At 49.4% G+C, this 24,461-nt stretch carries 20 protein-coding genes; 11 read left to right on the forward strand and 9 right to left on the reverse strand.

All coding sequences use genetic code 11. The features are described 5' to 3' along the window. Positions 1-151 precede the first annotated feature (151 nt). The 4 genes from ACYVUT_RS04780 to ACYVUT_RS04795 are packed head-to-tail and all read right to left on the reverse strand — an operon-like array spanning position 152 to position 3,093. Entirely contained in the window at positions 152-919 is a 768-nt protein-coding gene (locus tag ACYVUT_RS04780; protein ID WP_484501543.1) for an energy-coupling factor ABC transporter ATP-binding protein, read from the reverse strand. Next, a complete protein-coding gene (locus tag ACYVUT_RS04785; protein WP_484501544.1) occupies positions 909-1,727 on the reverse strand; it encodes an energy-coupling factor ABC transporter ATP-binding protein in 819 nt (272 codons plus the stop codon). Before ACYVUT_RS04785 ends, ACYVUT_RS04780 begins: the two co-directional genes overlap by 11 nt. Beyond that, the gene (locus ACYVUT_RS04790) at positions 1,706-2,482 is read right to left on the reverse strand and encodes an energy-coupling factor transporter transmembrane component T (RefSeq protein WP_484501545.1); all 777 of its coding nucleotides are present in this window, start codon (positions 2,480-2,482) and stop codon (positions 1,706-1,708) included. Before ACYVUT_RS04790 ends, ACYVUT_RS04785 begins: the two co-directional genes overlap by 22 nt. Next, complete coding sequence (locus ACYVUT_RS04795) at positions 2,479-3,093, reverse strand: ECF transporter S component (protein ID WP_439775905.1); 615 nt, start codon at positions 3,091-3,093, stop codon at positions 2,479-2,481. Before ACYVUT_RS04795 ends, ACYVUT_RS04790 begins: the two co-directional genes overlap by 4 nt. Before the next feature lie 387 nt (positions 3,094-3,480). On the opposite strand from ACYVUT_RS04795, the gene ACYVUT_RS04800 reads away from it, so the two are divergent. The 7 genes from ACYVUT_RS04800 (at position 3,481) to ACYVUT_RS04830 (ending at position 12,030) form a co-directional block, all read left to right on the forward strand. Further along, complete coding sequence (locus tag ACYVUT_RS04800) at positions 3,481-5,166, forward strand: EAL domain-containing protein (RefSeq protein WP_484501546.1); 1,686 nt, start codon at positions 3,481-3,483, stop codon at positions 5,164-5,166. 42 nt (positions 5,167-5,208) lie between these two features. Continuing rightward, positions 5,209-6,369: a diguanylate cyclase gene (locus ACYVUT_RS04805; protein WP_484501547.1), complete on the forward strand. Its 1,161-nt coding sequence runs from the start codon at positions 5,209-5,211 to the stop codon at positions 6,367-6,369. 6 nt (positions 6,370-6,375) lie between these two features. Further along, complete coding sequence (locus ACYVUT_RS04810) at positions 6,376-6,957, forward strand: hypothetical protein (protein ID WP_484501548.1); 582 nt, start codon at positions 6,376-6,378, stop codon at positions 6,955-6,957. A 124-nt stretch (positions 6,958-7,081) separates the two neighbouring features. Continuing rightward, positions 7,082-7,885 carry an HAD family hydrolase gene (locus ACYVUT_RS04815; RefSeq protein WP_484501549.1) on the forward strand — a complete coding sequence of 268 codons (804 nt, stop codon included), beginning with the start codon at positions 7,082-7,084 and terminating at the stop codon, positions 7,883-7,885. Between the two features lie 120 nt (positions 7,886-8,005). Continuing rightward, positions 8,006-8,488: a MarR family winged helix-turn-helix transcriptional regulator gene (locus tag ACYVUT_RS04820; RefSeq protein WP_439775868.1), complete on the forward strand. Its 483-nt coding sequence runs from the start codon at positions 8,006-8,008 to the stop codon at positions 8,486-8,488. Further along, positions 8,481-10,205 carry an ABC transporter ATP-binding protein gene (locus tag ACYVUT_RS04825; RefSeq protein WP_484501550.1) on the forward strand — a complete coding sequence of 575 codons (1,725 nt, stop codon included), beginning with the start codon at positions 8,481-8,483 and terminating at the stop codon, positions 10,203-10,205. Before ACYVUT_RS04820 ends, ACYVUT_RS04825 begins: the two co-directional genes overlap by 8 nt. Before the next feature lies 1 nt (position 10,206). Beyond that, a complete protein-coding gene (locus tag ACYVUT_RS04830) occupies positions 10,207-12,030 on the forward strand; it encodes an ABC transporter ATP-binding protein (RefSeq protein WP_484501551.1) in 1,824 nt (607 codons plus the stop codon). A gap of 106 nt (positions 12,031-12,136) precedes the next feature. On the opposite strand, the gene plsY is transcribed toward ACYVUT_RS04830, so the two are convergent. After that, entirely contained in the window at positions 12,137-12,781 is a 645-nt protein-coding gene (gene plsY / locus ACYVUT_RS04835) for a glycerol-3-phosphate 1-O-acyltransferase PlsY (RefSeq protein ID WP_439775865.1), read from the reverse strand. Between the two features lie 92 nt (positions 12,782-12,873). Between plsY and parE the strand changes: the two genes are divergently transcribed. The 4 genes from parE (at position 12,874) to ACYVUT_RS04855 (ending at position 19,939) form a co-directional block, all read left to right on the forward strand. After that, positions 12,874-14,808, forward strand: coding sequence for a DNA topoisomerase IV subunit B (gene parE / locus ACYVUT_RS04840; RefSeq protein WP_439775869.1), 1,935 nt, complete (start codon positions 12,874-12,876; stop codon positions 14,806-14,808). Positions 14,809-14,821: 13 nt separating this feature from the next. Then, a complete protein-coding gene (parC, locus tag ACYVUT_RS04845) occupies positions 14,822-17,305 on the forward strand; it encodes a DNA topoisomerase IV subunit A (RefSeq protein ID WP_484501552.1) in 2,484 nt (827 codons plus the stop codon). 104 nt (positions 17,306-17,409) lie between these two features. After that, on the forward strand, positions 17,410-18,345 hold the full coding sequence (locus tag ACYVUT_RS04850) for a manganese-dependent inorganic pyrophosphatase (RefSeq protein WP_484501553.1): 936 nt from the start codon (positions 17,410-17,412) through the stop codon (positions 18,343-18,345). A gap of 226 nt (positions 18,346-18,571) precedes the next feature. Then, positions 18,572-19,939: an IS4 family transposase gene (locus ACYVUT_RS04855; RefSeq protein ID WP_484499632.1), complete on the forward strand. Its 1,368-nt coding sequence runs from the start codon at positions 18,572-18,574 to the stop codon at positions 19,937-19,939. Between the two features lie 335 nt (positions 19,940-20,274). Here the strand turns inward: ACYVUT_RS04855 and fni are convergent, their stop codons facing one another. The 4 genes from fni to mvk all read right to left on the reverse strand — a co-directional run bounded on the left by fni (position 20,275) and on the right by mvk (position 24,396). After that, on the reverse strand, positions 20,275-21,300 hold the full coding sequence (fni, locus tag ACYVUT_RS04860) for a type 2 isopentenyl-diphosphate Delta-isomerase (RefSeq protein ID WP_484501554.1): 1,026 nt from the start codon (positions 21,298-21,300) through the stop codon (positions 20,275-20,277). A 10-nt stretch (positions 21,301-21,310) separates the two neighbouring features. Continuing rightward, positions 21,311-22,393: a phosphomevalonate kinase gene (locus ACYVUT_RS04865; RefSeq protein WP_439775861.1), complete on the reverse strand. Its 1,083-nt coding sequence runs from the start codon at positions 22,391-22,393 to the stop codon at positions 21,311-21,313. Between the two features lie 76 nt (positions 22,394-22,469). After that, positions 22,470-23,429 (reverse strand): diphosphomevalonate decarboxylase, encoded by a 960-nt coding sequence (mvaD, locus tag ACYVUT_RS04870; RefSeq protein ID WP_484501555.1) that lies wholly within the window; start codon positions 23,427-23,429, stop codon positions 22,470-22,472. Positions 23,430-23,484: 55 nt separating this feature from the next. Beyond that, positions 23,485-24,396: a mevalonate kinase gene (gene mvk, locus ACYVUT_RS04875; protein WP_439775859.1), complete on the reverse strand. Its 912-nt coding sequence runs from the start codon at positions 24,394-24,396 to the stop codon at positions 23,485-23,487. Between the last annotated feature and the right edge of the window lie 65 nt (positions 24,397-24,461).

Genomic DNA, 24,461 nt, shown 5'->3' on the forward strand with positions numbered 1-24,461 from the left:
TGATTTTACCTGCCTTTAAGAGGATTTTTAGGTTAAAAAGCGGGAAAAGCAAACTAAAAGTTATAGTGCCGGGCCTAAGAAGAAGTTAGGTAAATGAGAGTGAGATGAAGCGCATACATAATATTTACGATATTTTTGTCAATGCGGCGGTTTATTTTAACGTAAGCAATTCCGGCTTGAGCCCAAGCAACTGGCTGAGCTGCCAGGTCTTGGCCGGCAAAAGGCCCAGCCGGTCCAACATTTCCTGGTCGCTAAAGAGCTGGTGAACTGGTCCATGGTAGATCAAGCGGCCCTGGCTCATTGCGTAGACCTCCTGGCTTTCTTCAGCCAGCCAGTCCATGTCGTGGGTGATCATGATCACGGTTTTGCCCCGGGCCACCCTTTTTTGGATTAACTGGGTGACCAGGCAGCGGCCGGGATAATCCAGGCTCATCAAGGGCTCGTCTAACAGGCAGACCTCTGGGTCAAGGACCAGGGCGCTGGCGATGGTCAATAATTTTTTTCCTGAAAGAGAGAGGTCATATGGATTCAAGTCCCGGAATTCAGCCAGACCAAATTCTTTAAGGGTGGCTTCAGTCCGGCTGGCAATTTCAGCTTCCGGCAATTTAGCCTGCTTCATGGACCAAGCCAGCTCTTTTTCCACGCTGGAGTTGAACAGCTGGTCATTTGGGTCTTGAAAGGCATAGGCAATCTTGCTCAAGCGGCCGCAAGCAAGGTAATCCGCCAAAGCCTGGCCATCAGCGGAAATAGCCTTGCCAGCTGGCAAGAGGTCAGCCAAAAGCTTCAAAAGGGTGGATTTGCCAGACCCGTTCTGGCCAACCAGGCAGATCAAGCCGGGAGAAAAAGTCAGTTTCGGGATGTCCAGGACAAAATTTGACTCTGGGTAAGTGTAATGAAGGTTTTCAATCTTAATTTGCATTTTCGGCAGCTTTCTTAAGTTCACTGGCATTGACCGGATAGCAACCATTCAGCGTGAGGTCCAGCTTTTTCGCCATTTTCCAAGCGACTGGCTTGTCGATTGCCGGGTCATCCAACTGGTTGAAGACTTCCTGGGGAGAGTCCGCCAAAAGCAGGCGGCCGTCTTTTAAGACCCAGATCTGGTCACAGAGGGCGGCTAAGTCGTCAAGCTCACTGGAGACGATCAGGAAAGGACAGGAGAGCTTTGCCAGCCAGCTGAAAAAGTGCAGGCGGCCCAAAGGGTCCATCTGGCTGGTCGGGTCGTCGAGCAAAAGCAGGTCGGGCTCAGTAACCAGGGCGGTGGCAATCGCTACCCGTTGGGTTTGCCCGCCAGAAAGCTGGTTTGGCGACTGGCCCAGCAGATTGGTCAAGTCCAGCTGGTCAGCAGCCCGCTTAACGGCTCCGTCAATTTCTTCATCGCTCTTGCCTTGGTTGAGCAGGGAGAAGGCTAATTCGTCATAAACCGTGTCAGAAAGGCCAGAGAGCTGGCTGGCCGGGTCTTGCAGAAGCAGGGCGATTTCGTGCTGGCTTTTCCAAGTTTCCAGGTCTTCGCCGTTGATCCGGACTGAACCGGAAAACTTGGCGGGAATCATTTTGCCGGCAATTCCGGCTAAGAGGGCCAAAAGGCTGCTTTTGCCGGCATGGCTGGGTCCGATAATGCCGATGCGCTGGCCGCGGCTTTCGGCAGTGATCTTTTCTAAAGCTAGTTTGTCAAAGCCGACATAGCGAAGACAGAGCTCATTGATGGTTAGTTGAAAATTATCAGACATGCTTTCACTCCTAAAAGAAGCAGGCAACTGGCAATGAGCAGGCGGTGGCAGAACTTGTCTTTCCAGTATTCATTTTTCAGACTGGCTGGCCGCCTTTTTGGGTTGGCATAGCCCCGCAGCTGCAGGGCAATTGACCGGCTCATGGCCTGCTGGAAACTCTTCACGATCAAGGGCAACAGGACAGGAAAGAGATTTTTGATCCAGGAGAGCAGAGACTTGGCTGGAGCAATCCCCCGGGCCTTCTGGGCCAGCTGGATCTTGTGCAGGTTTTGCTGCATCTGCGGCAGGATATAGCAGACTGACATAAGGACATAGACCTGCTGGTAGGACAAACCGGAGTTTTCCAAATAGCGGGCGTTCTCTGAAATGGTCGTCGTCTGGATGAAAAAGCTGCTGGAGAAGATAATGATTAAAATCCGGCAGGCTAAGAGAGCCGCGTGGTCAAGTCCTTCCTGGTAAAAAGTCACAGAAGCGATGGCAAAAGCCGCGGTATGGTTTTGTGGCCAAAAGAGCCCCTGGATCAAAAGCATGGTCAAGATGAGGAAGAGGCTGAAGGCGCACATTCCCCAAAGTGCATGGAAATTTTTGGTCAAAAGGGCCAGGATGAAGCTGGCAGCGAGGATGATGATAGCACTAGGCAGATTGCCGGCAGCAAAAGCCGCGATCGTGAAAAGGAGGATCAAGAGCAACTTGCTGATAGGATCAATGGCTGCCTGCCAGGCGGGCAGGGCCAGGTCTTCCGCGTTATTTCTCATTCTTCAGTCCCCTTAAAGAAGTAGACCAGGCGCTTTGGCAGCTGCTTGTAGATCAAAAAGGCCAGGTAGCTAACGACCGTCTTGTCCAGAAGGTCAAGGACGAATTCATCAAGAAAAGACGCGATCCAGATGTTGACGTGCTTGGCAACCAGGGAGGCAAAGAGGGCATCCCCCCAGGCAATCCCAGTTTGCCCGCTCCAGAAGATGACGTTGAGCGGGGTAGAGATCAGGGCTGAAACCAGGGCAATGATAATAGCCGCCGGCAAGACAGTAACTGGCCGCTTGAAGAAGCCCCGCTGGTTCAGCCAGGCAACTGCGAGGCCGATCCCGATGCTGGTCAAAGCGTAAACAGTAGAAATAGGGGACAAAGTCAAACCGTAGATGACATTGTTGATAAAGCCACTGATGGCCCCGGCGACAGGACCAGCCAGCATGCTGGCCAGGAAGGTACCCAGTGATCCCAGCCAGACCGGCAATTTAAGTCCTTCAGCAAAGGCCTTGGCGACATAGTTGATCCCAACGGCGGCCGGAATTAGGGTCATGGCGTGGGCGGAAAGCTTGAAGGACCAGAAGCTGGCCTTGTTTTTAGAATTGATTTCTTTAGAATCCATTTTGCAACCTCGTGAAAAATATAAACAAAAAGAAAATGACATAAAAACAGGCGATCGTCGAACCACTCATAAAAGTAAAGGTAACCTATACTTTTATGAAAATGATTTACTGCAAGCTTACCACCAGATCCTGGCAAGGACAAGGGATTATTAAAAAAAGATTTTTGCAAGTCTTTTTGCTGAGATATAATTTTTTCTATAGCGTTTGTTAAAATGATAATTTTTGCATTATAGGTAAACTATGATTATTTAAGAAAAAAAGAGAGTATTGGCCGATTTTACGGAAATACTATTTTTCTTCTTTAATAAATATCATTCTTATTTTATAATGAATGTAAGCGCACGAAATCCCGATAACCGGGTAGCGGAAAAACAGGAGCAAGTACCATGGAAGAAATCAAATTTTCAGACCAGAAGAGGAAAGACTATGAAAATCTGCCAACAGGGATGGCAATTTATCAAATTATTGATGGCAAAATCAAAACCTTGCTGGTTACCGATGAATTGTGCAGAATGCTGAGGGTTGACCGCGACTTTTTAGTGGCCAATCTTGACAAGAGCATGTTTGGTTTTGTCCACCCAGACGACATCGGCCGGATGGCATATTTTGGCAAGCAGTTCGCGGCACACTCAGATGAGAAATACGACGTCTTTTTCCGCTGGAAGACGCCAAACATGGAGGATTACCACATCTTTCACTCTGTGGCCAACCATGTGATGGTCGACGGCGTTCCTTTAGGTTTCTTTTTTTATACGGACGCGGAAGAATCTGGCAAGAACAACCAGATTTTAGACACCCACTACCAAAAGTATGCCAATGACCAGATGTACCAGGACCGCTTGACCAATCTGCCAAATCGCCGCTTTATGGAAATTTTTGGCATGGAAGAAGTGGCCAAGCTCCGCCTGGCTAAAGAGCAGCCGGTCTGCGTCAGTCTTAACATTGCTGGCATGAGCGTCTATAACAATCTCTATGGCTTGAAATTGGGCGATCAGCTCTTGAAAGAACTGGCTGAGCTTTTGGTAAGCAAGATCACAGAGGGCCATGTTTATTACAACCGGGATGACCATTTCTTGATTTTGACGACTGCAAATGGTCTTGACGAAAAAATTAAGGAAATCCATGAAAAAATTATTAGCCTGGCCAAAAACGAGGCCGTGGACCTGCAATTTGGCCTTTATGACATTCAAGACGAAGATCAGAATATCATGACGATCACTCACCGGGCCAACCAGGCCATGAAGGAGATCGGCCATGACCGGCGCTTTTACGTAAAGAAGTATAATCCGACCGTTGAAGAGGAAGACTTGGAAGAAAGCTACTTTTTGGACAACTTCAGCCGGGCCATGGATGAAGGCTGGCTGACATCCTACTTCCAGCCAATTTGCTCGGCAAAAGACGGAAAAACTGCTTCTTATGAGGCCCTGGCCCGCTGGGAGGACCCGGAAAAGGGCTTGGTTTCACCTGCCGCCTTTATCCCAGTGATTGAAAAGCACCATTTGACTTATTACCTGGACATGTACATGCTCTGGGAAGTGGTTGCCAAATTGCGGCAGTGGAAAAAGCGTGGCCTGAACCTCAAGCCAGTGTCCGTCAATCTGGCCCATGAAGACTTTGAAATGCCCAATATGGTTGAAAAGATCAACAACCTGGTTACTGGAGCAGGCCTGGACCGGTCTTTGATCAAGATTGAAATTACCGAGCGGGATCTGTCGACCAACACTGTCCGGTTAAAAGAGCAGATCAAGCAGCTGCGCGCTTATGGTTTTGAGGTTTGGATGGACGACTTTGGCAGCGGCTACTCATCTTTGAATGCATTAAATGACTACAGCTTTGACCTGGTCAAGATCGACATGGTCTTTGTCCGCCACCTTGATGACGGGCCTTTAAACCAGCTTTTGATACCGGAAATCGCTAAAGTAGCCCACCTGTTGGGAATGAAGGTGCTGGCAGAAGGGGTAGAAACCGAAGAGCAGAGAGATTTTTTGCAAGAAGCTGGCTGCGACTTGCTCCAAGGCTTTCTTTTCAGCAAACCGGTCAAATTGGATGAAAACCAGCAGGTTGTTTCTTAGGCAACGCGCTAGTGTTGGATGTTGAAAAGTGATGTGATTACTATGAAAGAGAAAGGGAACAGGAGAAAAGTTCATGGCCTCAGCTGGCAATTAGTCAATGAAAAAGAGGCGGTGTATGCTGATTATCTTGATTCTGAAGAATTTCAAAAAGAGGTTGCTGACAACAATATCACCATGGGAATTGCTGTCTCCAGCTTGATCACGGTTATCGGCTTTTTAGGCATGTTTGGCCTTAATTCATATTATGCGGACATTTCGGCCTTCCCAATGATTCCAAGTGAGTGGATCTACCTTTTGCTGATCTTGTCCAACTTGCCCCACTTGCTCTTTTTGATCTGGCTGAATAAACACCGGCAGCCAGCAGCAGAAGAAATCAGAATAATATTTGCAAACATGGCCATCAATGCTCTTTTATCGGGCCTTACTTTATACAGTACTCAAGAGGGAAGCAGCTACTATTTTGAGCTGGTCTTGATTATGATGGTCATCTGCGTTCTGCCATATTATAAAAAAGGCCGCGGCATTGCCTTGGTGGCATTGAGTCTGCTGTCAACTTTGTCAGTTATTTTTATAAATCATGTCCAGGTCGCCGGGCAGGATGCATATGACTTGTTTCTTTTTTACTTTATTTGCCAATCCTGTATTATTTTGCGCCGACATTGGTTTCGGCAGGCATCCTGGTACAACTACATCTTGCACCGGGCAAATGGATCACTCTTTGTCAGCAGCCGGACGGATGAATTGACTGGTCTTTACAACCGGCTTGCCTTGCGGGAAGATTTTCCAAATTATCTCAAGCAAGAGATTGGCGTGGCAATGATTGACCTGGATGACTTTAAACGTTTCAATGACAATTATGGTCATGCATATGGGGACCTGGTTTTGACTAGACTTGGTCGCTACTTGCAAAAAGACTGGATGAACTCGCACCTGCGGAGCTACCGCTATGGCGGCGACGAGGTTTTAATTATCGCGTCGGGCATGGAAGATGGCGCTTTTGTCAAAAAATTGCAGATTTTTCAAAAAGAATATGCTAAACTAAACCGGCAGTTAAAAGAGCCAGCCACCTTGAGCATCGGCTATGCTACCGGTAGAATCGATGATGAAGAAGAGCTGCGGGCAATAATCAAGCTGGCTGACGACTATCTATACCAGGCCAAGGACCAAGGCAAGAACCAGATTGTTGGCGAAAAGCAGAAATGAGGCATTATGTACAGCTACATCCCAAAAGAACAAATCAAGATTTACCGCTATTTGACCGTTGATGCGGTCAATGCCGCTTTGGCGGATTTGCGCCAGGAGGGCATCAGCCTGGAACTGGAGAGCACGGTCGGGACGGCCGGCAACTTCGTGACCCAAAACGACGGGGTGGTGGACCTGGACTACCAGTTAAAGCTGGTAAAGTCAGCTGAAGAAGATCCAGCACTTTTGCTCAGTAAAATCAGCGAGGGCTTAATGGCGGGCCTGGCGGATAAATTTGAAGCAGGCCGGGAGAACAGCCAGGCTTTGACCTTCCTGCACCGGGCCAAGAAGAGCGGCAAGGTCAACTTCAAGTTAGACTTGACCGTCATCAAGGAAGAAGACGGGGATGAATACCGCTTGGTTAAAACTGATGGGGGCAAGTGGAGCGAAGCCTTTAACAGCCGTTTTTTGACCATCCAGGAAGAGACGATCAAGGACTGGGACCAGTGGGAAGACCTGCGCGGTGAATATCTCCGCTTGAAAAATGAAGATCCTTCTGCTTTGTCAGTCGACCTCTACCGGCAGGCAGTCAACAATATTTATGGCTAAAAGCAAGAATTATCGGCAGGCGACAGCCTGCTTTTTTAGTTGAAAATCTTTGAATTCTTGCAAAAATAATGGAATAATAAGGGAAGAATCAATAGAGAGAATTAATTTACGGAAAGCATTTTACATGGAAAATAAGCAAGAAATCAAATTAATCGCGACCGACATGGATGGCACTTTGGTCAATGACGCCAAAGAAGTGCCAGCGTCTTTTGCCCCCTGGGTTTTGAATCACCCCGACCAGCAGATGGTGATCGCCAGCGGCCGGCCATATTACACCAATGAAGAGCTTTTCAAGGACATTAAGGACCACTTGATCTTCATTGGCGACAATGGCGGTTTGATCTACCAGCAGGGCAAGGTCTTGGCCAAGGCCGGCATTACGGCTGAAGAAGCTGAATTTTGCCTTGATCTTTTTGAAAAAGAACCTTTAGCCAATCCGATCCTTTGCGGGGCCAGCCAGGCTATTTGCCGCGACCCGGAAGGAGACCAGAACTTTTTAAAGCAGCTGGATACCTACTATATCAAGCGGCGGTATGTTACTGATCTCAAAGCTGAAATAAGCAGCGATGAAATTATCAAGTTTACAGCCTATATTGAAGGCGGGGCAGCAGAAAGAATCTACCGGCAATTGCCGGAAATGCCGGGCAATTTGAGCGCGGTTTTGGCCGGGCCGGAATGGATTGACATTGTCAACAAGGACGCCAATAAGGGGGCAGCGATGAAGAAGATCGCAGATTTAAAGGGAATCAAGAAAGAAGAGACCCTGGCTTTTGGCGACTACTTAAACGACTTGACCATGTTAGAGGCAGCCGGGACCAGCTATGCTATGGTCAATGCCCACCCGGACCTTAAAAAGATTGCTGACCATATTGCTCCAAGCAACAACGATGAAGGAGTAATGCAAATTCTGCGAAAATTGTTTGATTAATTGTTGGCAGCTGCCTTTTGGCGGCTGTTTTGCTTTACATTGTGCATGATCCAGGTATACTTGATAGTTAGGTACCGAATATTAATTTCTTGATTATTTTTTGCAGAAAGGACAAGCAGGATGGCAGAAGAAGAACTCAATGAAGAATTGTTTCACCGGAGCATGCGTTTGCAGCGGCAACTGGCCCAAATGGGGATGCGGTATGAGAAGCTGCATGGCGGCGTTCGGGGGCAGAACCGGACTTTGGCGCTGCTCAGCAAGAATGAAGGGATGAAGCAGGCAGAACTGGCCCGCTTTGCCCGAGTAAGGCCGTCCTCAATCAGTGAAGTCGTTGACCGCCTGGAGCGGCACGGCTTGATCGAACGGCGCAGGGACAACAGCGACCACCGGGTTTTCCGCCTCTACTTGACTGGAAAGGGCCGAGAACAAAATGAGCGCAACCACTCCAGCTGGCTGGGCTTTGTTGGCGATTTGATGAGCCCCTTAAGCGAAGGCGAAAAGGCCGAATACTTGAACATCTTGAAGAAGCTGGACAAACAGGCATTATTCTTGGAAGAACGCATGGAAGAAAATGCCAAAAAAGAGGGTGAAAACCATGCTTAAAATTGCTAGAAAAACATTGACTTGCTGGGCGACTTGCCTGGCAAGTCTTTTTTTATTAGTACAAGTTGCATGTGATTTGTACCTGCCGACGGTGACGGCTGACCTGGTTGACAAGGGGATCATTGGCAAGAACCTGCCTTATATCTGGCAAACCGGAGGCAAGATGCTTTTGGTGTCCGCCTTGGGCCTGCTGGCTGCTTTTGGCAACATCTATTTTGCCTCTCACCAGGCCATGCAGGTTGGCCAGCGCCTCCGGGCCATGCTCTTTGCCAAGGTACTGACTTTCTCTGATGAAGAGATCAGCCGCTTTGGCCAGTCCTCTTTAATTACCAGAACGACCAATGACGTCGTCCAGGTTCAGATGACCTTTATGCAGCTCTTGCGGATGCTGCTCCAGTCCCCGATCATGCTGGTGGCTGGGACCGTTTTGGCTTATCTTCAGCAGCCCCGCCTGGCAAAAGTTTTCGCCATTTCTTTGCCAATTTTGGCGGCCATCATTTTCTTGCTCATGCATTTTGCCATGCCCTTGTTTAAGAGCATCCAGCAAAAGACCGACCGGATCAACTTGATCTTCAGAGAAGGCTTGACAGGGGTCCGGGTCATCCGGGCCTTCAGGCAGGACCAGCGCGAGCAGGACCGCTTTGCCGCGGCTAATCTGGACTATACCAAGGTCGGCATCAAGGCCTACACAATCATTTCTTTCATGCAACCAGCCGTAACCCTAGTGCTGAGCTTGACCAACGTGGGGATCATTTTTCTGGGCAGCCGCTTGATTAGCGGCAGGGTCATGGAAGTCGGCAGTCTTTTGACTTTTTTGACTTATGCTACCCAGATTCTGATGAGTTTCATGATGCTGTCCATGCTGTTTATCGTGATTCCGCGGGCTTCTGTATCAGCCAAAAGAATCAATGAAGTACTGGACGCGAAAAATCAGCTGCAGGACCCAGCAGAGCCGGCACCCCTCCCAAAAGGCCCGGCAGAGCTGGAATTTGACCGGGTCTCCTTCCGCTATGCCGGAGCTGAAGAAGCAGCTTTGGAAGGAATTAATTTTAAAGTCAAGGCTGGCCAGACCCTGGCTTTGATCGGGGGAACCGGGTCGGGCAAGTCGACCCTGGTCAATTTGATTCCCCGCCTTTTGGACGTGGAAAAAGGCGCGGTCAAACTTGCCGGGGTTAAGGTGACTGACTTGAAACAGGCAGATTTGCACAAGCTGGTCTCCTTGACCCAGCAAAAAGCCGTGCTTTTTAAAGGGACAGTCCGGTCAAACCTGCTGTTTGGCAAGGGGGATGCCAGTGAGGAAGAGATGTGGCAGGCCTTGGAAATTGCCCAAGCAGCAGACTTTGTCAAAGAAAACGGGGGCCTGGACAGCACGGTCGAAGCCGGCGGGGCCAACTTCTCCGGCGGCCAACGGCAAAGACTGGCCATCGCGCGGACCATCATCAAAGATGCCGATGTATATATTTTCGACGACTCATTTTCTGCCCTTGACTTTAAGACTGACGCGGCCCTTAGAAAGGCCCTGGCGACTGATCCGAAGATGCGGCAGGCCATTACCGTCATCGTGGCCCAGCGGGTCTCTACGGTGGCGTCTGCTGACCAGATCCTGGTCTTAGACAGCGGCCGGGTAGTCGGCCAGGGCAAGCATGAAGAATTGAAGCGGACCTGCCCGAACTACCAGCAGATTGTCGCTTCCCAGTTCCAGAAAGGAGTGGATTAGGATGCATCACGGTCATAAAGGAAAAATTGACAAGGCTGAGCACTTTTGGCCGACCAGCCGCCGGCTTTTGGCATATCTGCGCCCTTGGCGCTTTGGCGTGGGCTTGTCGATAGTGTTTGCCATTATTGCCACGGTTTTCTCGATTTTTGCCCCGAAAGTCTTGGGCCAGGCCACGACCTTGATCTATCAAGGAGTGATGAAGGGCTATGCTCAAGAGAAGGCCGGCCAGCATTTGACCAGCTTGCCAATCGACTTTGCCGGCGTCTTTAAGATCGGGCTTTGGGTAATCGGTCTTTACCTGATCTCCAGCGTCTTCAATTTTGCCGAGCAGATCATCATGACCCGGATTTCCCAGCAGGTTGTCTGCCATCTGCGGGCTGATTTTAAAGAAAAAATGCGCCATGTCCCGGTATCCTACTACGATACCCACTCCAAAGGTGACCTAATGAGCCGGATGGTCAATGACATGGACAATATTTCCGGCACTCTTCAGCAGACCTTGATCCAGCTGATTACCAGTACTATTACCCTGGTCGGAACCCTGGCCGTCATGTTCACGATCTCCTGGAAGCTGACTTTAGTGGCTCTTTTGACCGTTCCAGTCTCCGTTTTGATCACGGGTACGATTGCCCCTAAGGCCCAGAAGCTGTTTGGCCGCCAGCAAGAGCAGCTGGGCAAGATCAACGGGCAGGTAGAAGAAATCTATGCCGGGGTAGGCATTGTCCGCGTTTTTGGCCAGGAAGAAAATGAAGAGGAGACTTTTGCTGACCATAATGACGCCTACTTTGACGCTTCCTGGAAGGCAGAATTTCTTTCCATCATGATTTTCCCCTTGATGAACTTTGTCAAAAATGTCGGTTATCTCTTGATTGCCGTCTTTGGGGTTATCGATGTCATCAAGGGGGCCATCAGCCTGGGCAATGTCCAGGCCTTCCTCCAGTATTCCAACCAGTTCTCCCAGCCCTTGACCCAGCTGGCCAACATGTCCAGCACGATTCAGCAGACCATTGCCTCAGCGGAAAGAATTTTTGCCGTTCTGGATGCTGAAGACATGGATGAAACAGTCCATCCGGCAGCTGAACTGGCAACAGATGCTAAACTGACTTTTAAAGACGTGTCATTCAGCTATACTGACGCGCCTTTTATTGAAAACTTCAGCCTGGAAGTGCCAAAAGGGCAGATGGTGGCTATCGTCGGACCAACTGGGGCCGGCAAGACCACGATCATCAACCTGCTGGAGCGCTTTTATGATGTCAAGGGCGGGCAAATCTACTTAGACGGCCGGGAAACCAGGTCAATGAGCCGGGAAGAGCTTCGCGGCCATATTGCTATGGTCTTGCAGGATACTTGGCTCTTTACCGGGACGATTTTTGACAATATCAAGTACGGCAGAGAAGCTGCCAGTGATGAGGAAGTTTACCGGGCTGCCCGCCTGGCCAGGGCCGACAGCTTTATCCGCCAATTGCCGGATGGCTACCAGACTCTGTTAAACGAAGAAGGGTCCAATATTTCCCAGGGGCAAAGGCAGCTCTTGACGATTGCCCGGGCCTTTCTGGCCGATCCGGAAATTTTGATCCTGGATGAAGCAACCAGCTCAGTTGACACCCGGACTGAAAGCTTGATCCAGAAGGCTATGGCGGACCTCAAGCAGGAAAGAACCAGCTTCGTGATCGCCCACCGCCTGTCAACCATTCAAGATGCCGACAAGATCATCGTGATCAACCACGGCCAGATCGTCGAAAGTGGCAACCACCAAAGCCTTTTGGCCAAGGGCGGCTTTTACGCTGACCTTTACCAGAGCCAGTTTTTAGGCCAGGAAATCTGAAAAAAGCCATGATTCAACTGAATCATGGCTTTTGCTTTAGCAATATTTAAAAAATACCCCTTTGCATTTTGAACATGTGTTCCGTATAATAGGATTGGTTCAAAAATTACTTCTGCTTTTTGTCCTTGCCTTGCTTTTGCTTGATGTGATAGTAAAGGCCGAAGGGGACCAGGTTTTCATTTCCGGCGGCAATCCGCTTGATGTTGGCCCGGTGGCTCCACCAGATGAGGACAACCAGGACCCCTGACATGATAGTTAGGAAAGTATCATGGAAGAAGAAGCTGGAAATAAAAATTAGGACTACTGAAATCAAGCTGCTCAAGGACACCATGCTGGTGATTAAGAGCAAGGGGATGAAGAAGCAGGCGCAGAGGCCGAAGAACTGGACATTGTAGCCCAGGAGGAAACCGGCTGTTGTGGCCACGGCCTTGCCGCCCTTAAACTTGAGAAAGATTGAGAAGGCGTGGCCGAAAATGGCTGCTGCCCCGAAAATCAAGCACAAGTGGTGGTCGCCCAAGTGAAAAATCCGGGGCAGGCAGGTAGCCAGGGTCCCCTTGAAGAAGTCAACCAGGAAGACCAGGGTGCCGGCCTTGGGGCCCAGAACCCGGAAGGTGTTGGTGGTCCCGATATTGTGTGACCCATAGTCCCGGATATCCTTGTGGTAAAAGAGCTTGCCGACTAAAACACCGGTCGGAAAAGAACCAATTAAGTATGCTAAAATTAAAAGTAATGCAAATTTTATTGCAAACATCAAATCAACTCCGTTTATCTTGTACCTGCTATTTTAACAAATAACGGACTGAATTGATACGAAGTTATTAATCTAAAGCTTGGAGATGTTTTATTTTGCCAAAGAACACCTATGATGATTCTTCAATTCAAATTCTGCACGGGCTGGAAGCAGTCCGTAAGCGGCCAGGGATGTACATCGGTTCAACCGACATCCACGGCTTGAACCAGCTGGTCTATGAAATTGTTGATAATTCAGTCGATGAAGCCATGGCTGGTTTTGGCCAGGAAATCAACGTGACCATTCACGAGGACAATTCCGTGACCGTGCAGGACTTCGGCCGGGGGATGCCGACAGGGATGCATGCCTCAGGCCGGCCAACCATTGAAGTCATCCTTACTGTCCTGCATGCCGGCGGCAAGTTCACGGAGCAGAACTATAAGACCTCCGGTGGTCTGCACGGGGTCGGTTCTTCCGTTGTCAACGCCCTGTCCAGCTACATGAAGGTGCACGTGGTGCGTGACGGCAAGGCCTACGAGGAAGAATTCCAAAATGGCGGCCACCCAATCGGCACCCTCCGCTGCCTGGGGGCGACCAAGGAAAAGACGGGGACTACGATCACTTTCAAGCCGGACCCGATGATTTTTTCAACGACTAAGTATAATTACGAGACCATCCAGGAAAGAATCCGGGAATCGGCCTTCCTGCTCAAGGGAGTCAAGTTCACTCTGACCGACGAGCGCACGCCCAACCACCACGACGTCTTCCAGTATGACGACGGGATTGAAAGCTTTGTTGCCTACCTCAACGAAGGCAAGGGAACGATCGGCAAGGTCTTCTACTTTGAAGGCAGCCAGGATGGGATGGAAATCGAATTTGCCGGCCAGTACAGTGACTCATACTCAGAGAACTTTGTTTCCTTCGTCAACAATGTCCGGACCGCGGACGGCGGCTCTCATGAAGTTGGGGCCAGAAGTGGTTTTACCCGGGCCTTTAACGACTATGCCAAGAAGCAGGGCCTTTTGGGCAAGAAGGACAAGAACCTAGAAGGGTCCGACTACCGGGAAGGGCTCAGCGCCGTTTTAAGCGTCAAGATCCCGGAAGAACTGCTGGAATTTGAAGGGCAGACCAAGGGCAAGCTGGGGACTCCCCAGGCCAGAAGCGCGGTCGACAGCATCGTGTACGAGAAATTGTCCTACTATCTGCTGGAAAATGGTGAATGGGCCCAGGACCTGGTTAAGAAGGCCCAAAGGGCCCGGGATGCCAGAGAAGCGGCCAAGAAGGCCAGAGACGAGTCCAGAAACGGGAAGAAGCGGCACAAGAAGGAAGTCCTGTCCGGGAAATTAACCCCGGCCCAGTCCAGAAACCCTAAGAAAAACGAGCTTTTCCTGGTCGAAGGGGACTCAGCCGGCGGCAGTGCCAAGCAAGGCCGGGACCGGCGTTTCCAGGCCATCCTGCCTTTGCGGGGGAAGGTCTTGAACACCCAGCGGGCCAAGCTGGCTGACATTTTTAAGAACGAAGAAATAAACACGATGATCCACACGATCGGGGCCGGGGTCGGGACCGAATTCAAGGTCGAAGACTCCAACTACGACAAGATCATCATCATGACTGACGCCGACGACGACGGGGCTCACATCCAGATCCTGCTTTTGACCTTCTTCTACCGCTACATGCGGCCGATGATTGAAGCAGGCAAGGTCTACATCGCCCTGCCGCCGCTTTACCGGATCAGCAAGAAGCAGACTAACCTTTACGCTTGGACTGATGAAGAGCGCGACGAGGATGAAAAGAAGGTTGGCAAGGGTTATGCCCTGCAGCGCTTCAAGGGGCTGGGAGAAATGAACGCTGACCAGCTCTGGGAGACGACCATGAATCCGGAAAGCCGGATGCTGATCAGGGTCAGAATCGATGATGCCCAATTGGCTGAGCGCCGGGTGACCACCTTGATGGGGGACCAGGCTTCCGCCAGAAGAAAGTGGATTGAGGAAAACGTCAAGTTCCGCCTGGGCGATGAAGAGTCGATCTTAGACAAGGTAAATGATTAGGGGGAAGCAATTTATGCCAGAAACTCACGAGCGAATTCGTGAAATGCCTTTGGAACAGGTCATGGGCGAACGCTTTGGCCGCTATTCCAAATATATTATTCAAGAACGGGCCCTGCCGGACATCCGCGACGGGCTCAAGCCGGTGCAAAGGCGGATTCTTTACGCCATGTACCGTGACGGCAACACGGCTGATAAGCCTTTTAAGAAGGCAGCCAAGGCTGTCGGTAACATCATGGGTAACTACCACCCGCACGGCGACAGCTCCATCTACGGGGCCCTGGTCTTCCTGTCTCAAGACTGGAAGATGAGAGAGCCCTTGATCGAAATGCATGGCAACAACGGGTCAATGGACGGCGACAGTCCTGCCGCCATGCGTTACACCGAATCCCGCTTGTCTAAGATTTCCAATGTCTTGCTGGAAGACATTGACAAGGAAACCGTGCCAATGGTGCTCAACTTCGACGACACCGCTTATGAACCAACGGTTTTGCCGGCCCGCTTTCCTAATCTTCTGGTCAATGGGTCAACTGGGATTTCCTCTGGTTACGCTACGGAAATTCCGCCCCACAACTTGGGCGAGGTTTTAGACGCGACTATCCACCTTCTTAAGCACCCAGATGCCAGCTTGGAAGACTTGATGACTTTTGTTAAAGGGCCAGACTTCCCGACTGGCGGGATTGTTATGGGTAAAAAGGGCTTGCGGGATGCCTATAAGACTGGTAAAGGCCGGATCCAGGTCCGGGCGAAGACCCATATCGAAGAGATCCGGGGCCACCGCCAGCAGATCGTGGTGACGGAAATTCCTTACCTGGTCAACAAGGCCCAGCTGGTCAAGAAGATCGACGAAATCCGGGTCAGCCGGGAACTGGACGGGATCAGCGAAGTCAGAGACGAAACGGACCGTCACGGTCTCTCCATCGTTATCGAGCTTAAGAAGGACGCTGACGCCCAGAACATCCTCAACTACCTCTTGAAGAATACTGACTTGCAGGTTTCCTACAACTTCAACATGGTGGCCATTGACCACATGACTCCGGTTCAAGTTGGCCTTAAGCGGATTCTGGCTGCCTACCTGGAACACGAAGAAGAAGTTGTAACCAAGCGGACCCAGTTTGACTTGAAGAAGGCCTCAGACCGGCTGGAAATCATCCAGGGCCTGATCAAGGCCATGAGTATCTTGGACCAGGTGATCAAGGTCATCCGGGCTTCCAAGAACAAGTCTGACGCCAAGAAGAACCTGGTTGCCGAATTTTCCTTCACTGACCGCCAGGCCGAAGCTATTGTCTCCTTGCAGCTTTACCGCTTGACCAACACTGACGTTTTGGCCCTGCAAGCTGAAGAAAAGGAACTGACAGGCAAGATCGCGGCTTACGAAAAGATTTTGGCTGACCCCAAGGTTTTGCAAAAGGAAATTATCAAGGAACTCCGGGCAGTCAAGAAGGAATTTGGTTCAGACCGGTTGAGCGAAATCAGTGATGAAACCGCCAGAGTTGAAGTCGATGAAAAAGCCTTGATCACGGAAGAATCCGTCCGGGTCTTGATCAGCCGCGACGGCTACATCAAGCGGTCATCTTTGCGGTCCTTCCAGTCAACTGAAGCTGGCGACAACGGCCTGCCAGAAACTGACCGGGTGGTTTATGAAGGGACCCTGTCGACTTTGACCAACCTTTACCTCTTTACCAACCATGGCAACTTGATCTACCGGCCGGTCCATGAACTGGTTGAAAGCAAGTGGAAGGATGTTGGCCAGCACCTGTCCCAGGAACTGGGCCTGGCGGCTGACGAAAGCATCATCCAGGTCTTTGCCTTGGATCATTTGGATGATCCGGACTTCTCCTTCTTGCTGGCCACAAACGACGGCTATATCAAGCAGGTGGCCCTGGCTGACCTGCAGCCAACCAGAACTTACAAATCCCGGGCAATCATGGCCATGAAGATGAAGGGGGAGGATTCCCGCGTCATCACTGTGGACCTGGTCAAGACAAGTGAAAAGCGGGAAATTACCCTCTTTACCAACCAGGCCTTTGCCTTGAAGTATGATATTAACGAAGTTCCGCAAGTCGGGGCCCGGGCAGCTGGGGTCAAGTCAATCAACTTGAAGGAAGACGACTATGTCGTTGCCTGCCTGGTAACTGACCCGCAATATGAAGACCTGCTCAAGGTGGGACTGGTAACTCAAAGAGGGGCCTTCAAGCAGATGCCGCTGAACTTGATCGGCAAGACCAGCCGGGCCAAGCGGGGAGTTCTGGTTCTGCGTAATTTGAAGACCAAGCCGCACCGGATCGTGGCCTTGAAGGCTTACGGGCAAAACCATGAGCTTATCTTGATCACCTCCAGCCTGCGCAAGCAGGTCATCCGGACCAGCGATCAGCCAGTCGGCGACCGGCAGAGCAATGGCTCCTTTGTCATTGATGTCAGGACAGATGGGGAAGCCAAGGAGCTGCTCATGGGCCGGCCTTTGCCGGACAAGGCCAAGGATGTCAGCCGCTTGTTCTAAAAAAGCAAAAAAGATTGCGAAAAGATTGAACAAAGCGCTGATTTTCTAGTAGACTTAATTAGAGAGAATTAATTTTAGCTAAAACTAGAAGGGAAAATTCCAAGATGGAAAAAGAACTGATTTTTGGTCACAGAAACCCAGATACTGACGCGATCGGCACGGCGATTGCCTACTCATACTTCCAGAACCAACATGGCTACAACACTGAAGCTGTTGCTTTGGGTGAAGCCAACGACGAAACTTCTTTTGCCTTGAAGAAGTTCGGCTTTGAAGCACCACGCGTGGTCAAGACTGTCGCAAACGAAGTCAAGGCCATCATGCTGGTTGACCACAACGAACCACAACAAAGCGTTGAAGACCGGGATCAAGTCAAGGTTACCCACGTAATTGACCACCACCGGATCAGCAACTTCGCGACGATCGACCCCTTGTTCTACCGGGCTGAACCAGTTGGCTGCACTTCCACTGTTTTGTGGGAAATGTTCAAGGAACAAAATATGGAAATTCCAGCCAACATTGCTGGTATCATGCTGAGTGCTATCATTTCCGACACCTTGCTCTTGAAGTCACCAACCACTACTGATATCGACAAGCAAGCAGTTGAAGACCTGGCTAAGATTGCCGGCGTTGACTACAAGGAATACGGCCTGGAATTGCTTAAGGCTGGTACCAACATTGCTGCTAAGTCAGTTGAAGAACTGATCGACCTGGACGCCAAGAGCTTCGAACTGGGTTCAAAGACTGCCCGGATCGCCCAAGTCAACGTTGTTGACGTCCCAGAAGCCTTGGAACGCAAGGATGCCTTCCTGGCAGCCATGGAAAAGGATGCCAAGGAAAATGGCTACGACCTGTTCATGCTGGTAATTACCAACGTTTTGGACTCAGACTCAGAAGTTCTCTTCATCGGGGACGACGAAAGCAAGTCAGTCTTTGCCAAGGCCTTCGGCAAGGAACTGGTTGACTCAGAAGCTCACCTGCCAGGCGTCGTTTCCCGGAAGAAGCAAATCGTTCCGCCATTGACCCGGGCATTTGAAGCTTAATTAGCAAAGTAGCAATAAGCGAAAATAGAAACTAAAAGAATCCAGTGTAAACTCAATGTCATTAAGTTAAGGGATTGACAACAAGAAAGAACCGTATTATCCAAAATTTGGGTAGTACGGTTCTTTTGACTTTTGTAGGATTCGGAATAAAAATAAACGTGGAAGTGTCATTAGCACTCCCACGTTTTTCGTAAACAGTAGAAATATATTGAAAGCTGTGTAAACTATGAAATCTCAATCTCTACCTGTAAATATTTTAGCTCTACTTGATTCTATTATCAATGAAGCGGTATCCAAAATTTCGGAATTTACCACCAAACCAACTGCTTTTAGCAGACACCGTGTGATTGACGTTTCTAAGCTGATTATGTTGATCATCAATATGCAGTCCGAGAGCATTCAGAAGGAGCTGTTCAAGAACATATCGCTTTCTGGCTGTAGTATTACAGCTTCCGCTTTTGTACAAGCCAAAGCTAAGCTTAAACCTGACATATTCAGATACATTTTTGACCAGCTTAATATGAATCTTACGAGTCTAAAACTATACAATGATGAATATAGACTGTTTGCCATTGACGGCTCAGACTTTAATCAAGTATGGAATCCTAAATCTGAAAATATCGTCCGTTTTGAAGGCGCCAATCGCAAACCTTACTGCCAGGTTCATCTTAATGCCCTGTACGATCTTGAAAATAAGATCTATCAAGATTGTGTGATTCAACCTAAGAACAGGATGGATGAACGAAAGGCAGCCGTTGAGATGCTTTCTAGGCTTGATTGCGGAAAATATATCGTCTTGATGGATCGCGGATATCTATCCTTCAATATGATTCAGCACTGCAACGTAAACAAAGACTGCTACTACGTGATAAGGTCAAAAACGGGTTTCACTGCGATCAAGGAAATCAGCCAGCTGCCCGATGAAGAATATGACGGTATCCTTGACTGCTGGGTAACTACATCTAACCATTTCTATACCCAAAACAAAGATCATCTCAATATACATCTGGTAAACCATGTAAATCATCAGTACAAGAAGTTCAAATCCAAGAATAGTAAGGACAACAGCTGGGACTTTAAACAGTTTTGTCATGTGAGATTCCGTGTATGCAAGTTCAGAATCAACCCTGATGATGCTCCGAATAAGGAGCAGTGGGAAGTCCTGGTAACTAATCTTGACGCAGATAAGTTTCCGCTCGACAGAATGAAAGAACTATACAATTTACGCTGGGGAATTGAGAAGTCTTTCAAGACACTTAAGTACGATGACTGCGGAATCCAGTTCCATTCCAAGAAAGACGAGTTTGTAAAGATGGAGCTGTATGCCCATCTGATTGCCTACAATGTGATAATGACCATGGTGAACCAGGCTTATGCTCCGCATCCTAAGTCAAAATCTGACAGCCCATACCAGATAAACCTATCCATGGCGTTCTTTTTAGCACATTATTTACTAGGTGCTGGATGGCTAAAGAAGAATTATGAGGAGTTACTGTATATGATTTCGATGTATATCGGGATGATTAGGCCAAACCGAAGTTACAATCGAAATATACATCCAAGAAGTGCAGTAGTTTTCAATTACCGGCTCTAATTTTGTAAGGTTTGCATAGCTTTCAAGTCCTACTAAGGACTATTTTGTCATGCGTAGAAACAAAAAAACTTGTTCAAGGATCACACCAAAACGGCGTGATATTGAACAAGTTTTTATTTAGAACCGATCTATGGTCAATGTCAATCCCTTAACTTAATGACATTGAGTGTAAACTGGATTCTTTTTTTGTTGCATTTTTAAAGTCCTACTCGTTACTACAATTTTTATAAAAAATAAAAAGCGCGGCTCTGCCGCGCCAATAAAAATACTGTTAACAAGTAAATCCTGGGTGAGAATTTGTCAACAGTTATTTCTTTTGTTCTTTCTTTGTAGCTTTATTTGCCAGAATGCTGCTTAAGCTGGTCAAACTGGTTTTTCAGTTCCAAGTCCAAGTAATACGGCTGCTTGACTGGCAAGCTGTCTTGTCCATATAAGGCAAAAAGGTAGGCAAGCTCTTCCTTCCAGCGGCCGATTTCTTCATCCAGTCCGTCAGCTCCCTCGTTTAAAAGGGTGTGGAGGAAGTGGTTGGCTACGCCCACAAATTTGCCGCCCAGGGCCAAGCCCTTGAAGACGTCCAGCGGGTTTCTGACTCCGCCAGAGACGATCAGCCGCTTGGTCAATGGAGCCGCCAAAAGGGCAGCCAGGGCCGTTGGCAGGCCGCAGTCATTCAAATAAGCCATGGGGTGGGGATTGCGGGAATTTTCAATTTGGGCAAAATTAGTGCCGCCAGCTCCCCCGATATCGAACCAGCTAAAGCCAGCTGCCTGCAGCTTTTGCAGGCTGACTGGGTCTAAGCCGCTGCCGACTTCCTTGACGATGACTGGCACGCCAGCTGCTTCCTTAATCTCCAGCATCCGGTCCAGCCAGACAAAGTCGCGGTCACCTTCAGGCATGGGAATCTCCTGGGCCACGTTAAGGTGGATCTGCAGGGCATCTGCTTGCAGATCCTTGACGATCTTGGCGGCCGCTTTAGCTGGGGTCAAGGGATTGACGTTGGCAAATAATAGGCCGTCTGGATTGGCTTCTCTAGCCACATAGAAGGATTCCAGCTGGTCTTCTTCCTTGGTCAAGATGCTGGCCGAACCTAAGGCCAAGGCAATTTGCTGCTTATTGGCAATTTCACCCAGCTGCCGGTTGATCTGCCTGGACTTTTCCGACCCGCCAGTCATCGCGTTGATGAAGAAGGGGGCAGACAGTTCTTTGCCAAACCAGGTCGTCTTGATCGCGTTCAGCTTTACCTGGCTTTCTGGCAGGGCCGGGCGGAGCAGGTGAACCTGGTCAAAGGAATTCGTTTTTTGGGCATTAAAAAACATCTGTGTCAAAGCCAGATGTTCTTCTTTTCTTATAGATCTTTGTGACATCGCAATGCTCTTAGTAGGTTAATTCAGATTGGTGAATGTGAAATTCCAGGGGCAGGATGTTGTTCTTGACCCAGTCCTTGCGAAGGCGGTCAATATCGGTGTCCTTGTTGACGATGACGATGCCGCAGTCGCCGTTGCCCGCGCCGCTGGTCTTAGCCGCGCCGCCATACTTGTTGGCGATTTCGATCAGCTCAGTCAAGCGGGGAATTTCGATGGCAATATTGTTGATAGCGGCAAAATGCTGCAGCAAGCGGCGGTTGATGCCAATCTGCTTTTGAATCAAAGCAATGTTTGCTTCTTCAAAGCCGCGGATCATCTTCAAAACGCACTTGCGCGAGTCTGCCAAAAACTTGGCGTATTCAGTCCGCAGATTGTTCTTGTTGGCGTTGGTCTTGTCAACCAGGCGGGAGGTTGAAGCCGGCTGTTGGCTCCAGCCAATCAAGAGCTCCATGCCCTTTGGCGGAACCAATTGCTGGATCTTCAGACCTGGCCAGGCTTCACCGACCACTGTTGACAGGGACTTGCTTGCCAGTTCTTCTTTCAGCCAAAGCTTGTTGAAGGTCTGGTAGGCAATCCATCCCCCGTAAACGCTGGCCGCGATGTCGCCGGCACTGCCGTTGCCCTGGACTGAGTAGTGGGAAATGGTGGAGAGTTTGTAAATCAAATCCTTACTTGCCTGGACACCGTAAAAGCGCAGGATTGCCTTAACGGTCGCGACCGTTACCGCGGCTGAAGAACCCAGGCCATACTTCTTGCCATCTGCTGAATCCAGGTCAGAGTTGACGTACAAGTCGTAAACGCCCATCTTGACCTTTTGTTCCAAGCAGTATCTTTCGGTAAAAGAAATTGCTGACAGAATGTATTCAAAAGGATTGTCCCGGTTGTCGATCACCATCTTTGACCCCCGTCTGACCCAGTGAATTGAATCTTGGGAGTATTGCTTGGAGTGAATCAAACCAGTATCGCTGCTGCTTGGCTTGATTGAGACCCTGACGTACTGGTCAAGGGCGACCAGAATGGCTGGACAATCTTGTTCCAAAACAGCGTATTCCCCGGCAATGTAAAGCTTGCCTGGTGCTTTTTCAGTAATCAAAAAAACTCTTCCTCTTATTCTTTTAATTTTTTCTTTTATTTTATGCCTTTAGACATTATAGCCAATTAAATAAGCTTTAGTCCAACAGAGTGACTCCTGGACCAAAACCTGCCTCAATAATCTTAACACGATCAAAGGAGGACTCAAAGTGATTAATAATATCTTTAGAATTTTTTCCCTGGCAGAGGACCTTGACATTCGGGCCGGCATCAATGGTGTAGTAGCATTCCAGCCCTTGCTGGCGCAGGTCCTGAACCAGCTTGATAGCCTTGATGGTATTAGGCTCAAAATAGGTGAAGCCAGGGACAGCAGTGAAAGTCAAAGCATGCATCTCACTAGCATTTAATTCAGCCAGAGAACCCAATTTGCTAAAGTCAGCCTGCTTGATTGCTTCTTCCATCTCGGCGATTTCACTGTCGTTTCTGTCCAGCCAAAGTTGATAGAAAGGTGAGCTCTTGCTCATTTCCATTCCCTTGGTTGAAGAAATTTTCTTCTCCTGGTCGTTGATTTCAACGGCCAAAAGACGGAGGTCCATGTCAGGCGCTTCATCCAGCGGGTAAGCATAAGAAGTTTCGTCGCTGTCGCCTTTTTGCCAGACGGAAAAGCCGCCAAAAACAGATCTTGAAGCAGAGCCAGACCCCATCCGGGCCATTCTGGACAGTTCCCGTCTGTCAACGCCTAACTGGTAGTGGTCGGCAAAAGCCGCCGCCATGGCCGCGAAAGCTGAGCTGGAAGAGGCCAGGCCAGCCGCGGTTGGCACCTGGTTGACTGATTCAACCGCCAAATTTCCCTTGACCCCAAAGCGGTCTTGCATAGCCCGGAGGTAGGCGAAAACGCGGTCAGCAGCCGGGCCCGAAACGGCTTGGCCGTTCAATTTAAAGGACATTTGCTCGCTGTCTGAGATTTTGGTGTCGCTGTAGAAAGCATCCAGGGTCATGGACAGACTGGACATGAGCGGCAGGCGCAATTTGGCGTCCTTCTTGCCCCAGTACTTGATCAAGGCGATATTGGTATGGGCGCGGGCAGTTTTACTCATCTTTTTTCATTCCTTTACTGTGCAATTCTGTTTTTCAATAACTTTTTGCCAAAAATCAAATTTCTTCAATCCAGTAGTCACTGATTTCAGCCTGGCAGGCTTGGGCAAGCTTTTCGCAAGCACCGGCATCTTTGCAAAGAGCGATGACGATCCCGCCCAGCCCCCCGCCGGACAATTTGCAGCCTAAGGCCCCGCCTTTTTGGGCGATTTGGCAGATCCGGTCGATCTTGGCCGTCGACAAATTAAAGGAGGCTAAAAGCTCCTGGGCTTGATTGAAAAATTTACCAACGCTTTCTGGGTCTTGAAGAAGCCAGGCAGCTTTGACTTCGTCAGCCAGTTGCCCCAACTGCCGCATTCTTGCTTGCGCGTCCGGAGACTCATTTAAAAGCTTGGCGACCATGGTGACGGCTTCTCTGGTATTGCCCAAATCGCCCGTGTCCATGATCAAGAGGCTGGCGCCTAATTTCGAGGAGAGCTTTTTAACGCCCTGTTGCTTATTAAAAAAGACCAGGTAATCGGAATTAACCGTGGCCGCGTCCAAGCCAGAAGCCTTGCCGTGGTTGATCGTTTCTGCCTGGTTGGTGATGTCCATAACTTCGCTTTCACTCAGCTCAAGGCCCAGGTATTGGCTCAAGGCGACGGTAGTGCCATAGGCAACAGTGGCTGAGGAGCCAAGCCCGCGCTCCATGGGAATTTCCCCGGTATAGGTAAGTTTGATCTGGGGACTTTTCCCGCTTCTGGCAAAAAGTTCCTTGACGACATACTTAAGGCCGTTATAGTCGTCCGGCGCGTCAAAAAAAGGACCCTGGTAGAGCTTGGTATCCATCCAGACCGGACCGGCATAATCACTGACAGTCGTCTTGATGTGGAGAGCCTGAATCGGCATGGCCAGGGCGTCATAGCCGTAAACAACGGAATGCTCGCCGATCAAAATTACTTTTCCATGAGCAGTACAAGAAGTCTGCAAAAAGAATCACCTCAATAAACAATTTCGCTAGTTCGCTTAACGTTTGCTTAGAATCAATGGCAATC

It is taken from the genome of Lactobacillus sp. WILCCON 0059 (genome assembly GCF_057197985.1).

What these genes read in the sequence shown, in the direction of transcription:
- ACYVUT_RS04780 (WP_484501543.1), bottom strand. Translation starts at nt 919, where the DNA reads ATGCAAATTAAGATTGAAAACCTTCATTACACTTACCCAGAGTCAAAT.
- ACYVUT_RS04785 (WP_484501544.1), bottom strand. Translation starts at nt 1,727, where the DNA reads ATGTCTGATAATTTTCAACTAACCATCAATGAGCTCTGTCTTCGCTAT.
- ACYVUT_RS04790 (WP_484501545.1), bottom strand. Translation starts at nt 2,482, where the DNA reads ATGAGAAATAACGCGGAAGACCTGGCCCTGCCCGCCTGGCAGGCAGCC.
- ACYVUT_RS04795 (WP_439775905.1), bottom strand. Translation starts at nt 3,093, where the DNA reads ATGGATTCTAAAGAAATCAATTCTAAAAACAAGGCCAGCTTCTGGTCC.
- ACYVUT_RS04800 (WP_484501546.1), top strand. Translation starts at nt 3,481, where the DNA reads ATGGAAGAAATCAAATTTTCAGACCAGAAGAGGAAAGACTATGAAAAT.
- ACYVUT_RS04805 (WP_484501547.1), top strand. Translation starts at nt 5,209, where the DNA reads ATGAAAGAGAAAGGGAACAGGAGAAAAGTTCATGGCCTCAGCTGGCAA.
- ACYVUT_RS04810 (WP_484501548.1), top strand. Translation starts at nt 6,376, where the DNA reads ATGTACAGCTACATCCCAAAAGAACAAATCAAGATTTACCGCTATTTG.
- ACYVUT_RS04815 (WP_484501549.1), top strand. Translation starts at nt 7,082, where the DNA reads ATGGAAAATAAGCAAGAAATCAAATTAATCGCGACCGACATGGATGGC.
- ACYVUT_RS04820 (WP_439775868.1), top strand. Translation starts at nt 8,006, where the DNA reads ATGGCAGAAGAAGAACTCAATGAAGAATTGTTTCACCGGAGCATGCGT.
- ACYVUT_RS04825 (WP_484501550.1), top strand. Translation starts at nt 8,481, where the DNA reads ATGCTTAAAATTGCTAGAAAAACATTGACTTGCTGGGCGACTTGCCTG.
- ACYVUT_RS04830 (WP_484501551.1), top strand. Translation starts at nt 10,207, where the DNA reads ATGCATCACGGTCATAAAGGAAAAATTGACAAGGCTGAGCACTTTTGG.
- plsY (WP_439775865.1), bottom strand. Translation starts at nt 12,781, where the DNA reads ATGTTTGCAATAAAATTTGCATTACTTTTAATTTTAGCATACTTAATT.
- parC (WP_484501552.1), top strand. Translation starts at nt 14,822, where the DNA reads ATGCCAGAAACTCACGAGCGAATTCGTGAAATGCCTTTGGAACAGGTC.
- ACYVUT_RS04850 (WP_484501553.1), top strand. Translation starts at nt 17,410, where the DNA reads ATGGAAAAAGAACTGATTTTTGGTCACAGAAACCCAGATACTGACGCG.
- ACYVUT_RS04855 (WP_484499632.1), top strand. Translation starts at nt 18,572, where the DNA reads ATGAAATCTCAATCTCTACCTGTAAATATTTTAGCTCTACTTGATTCT.
- fni (WP_484501554.1), bottom strand. Translation starts at nt 21,300, where the DNA reads ATGTCACAAAGATCTATAAGAAAAGAAGAACATCTGGCTTTGACACAG.
- mvaD (WP_484501555.1), bottom strand. Translation starts at nt 23,429, where the DNA reads ATGAGTAAAACTGCCCGCGCCCATACCAATATCGCCTTGATCAAGTAC.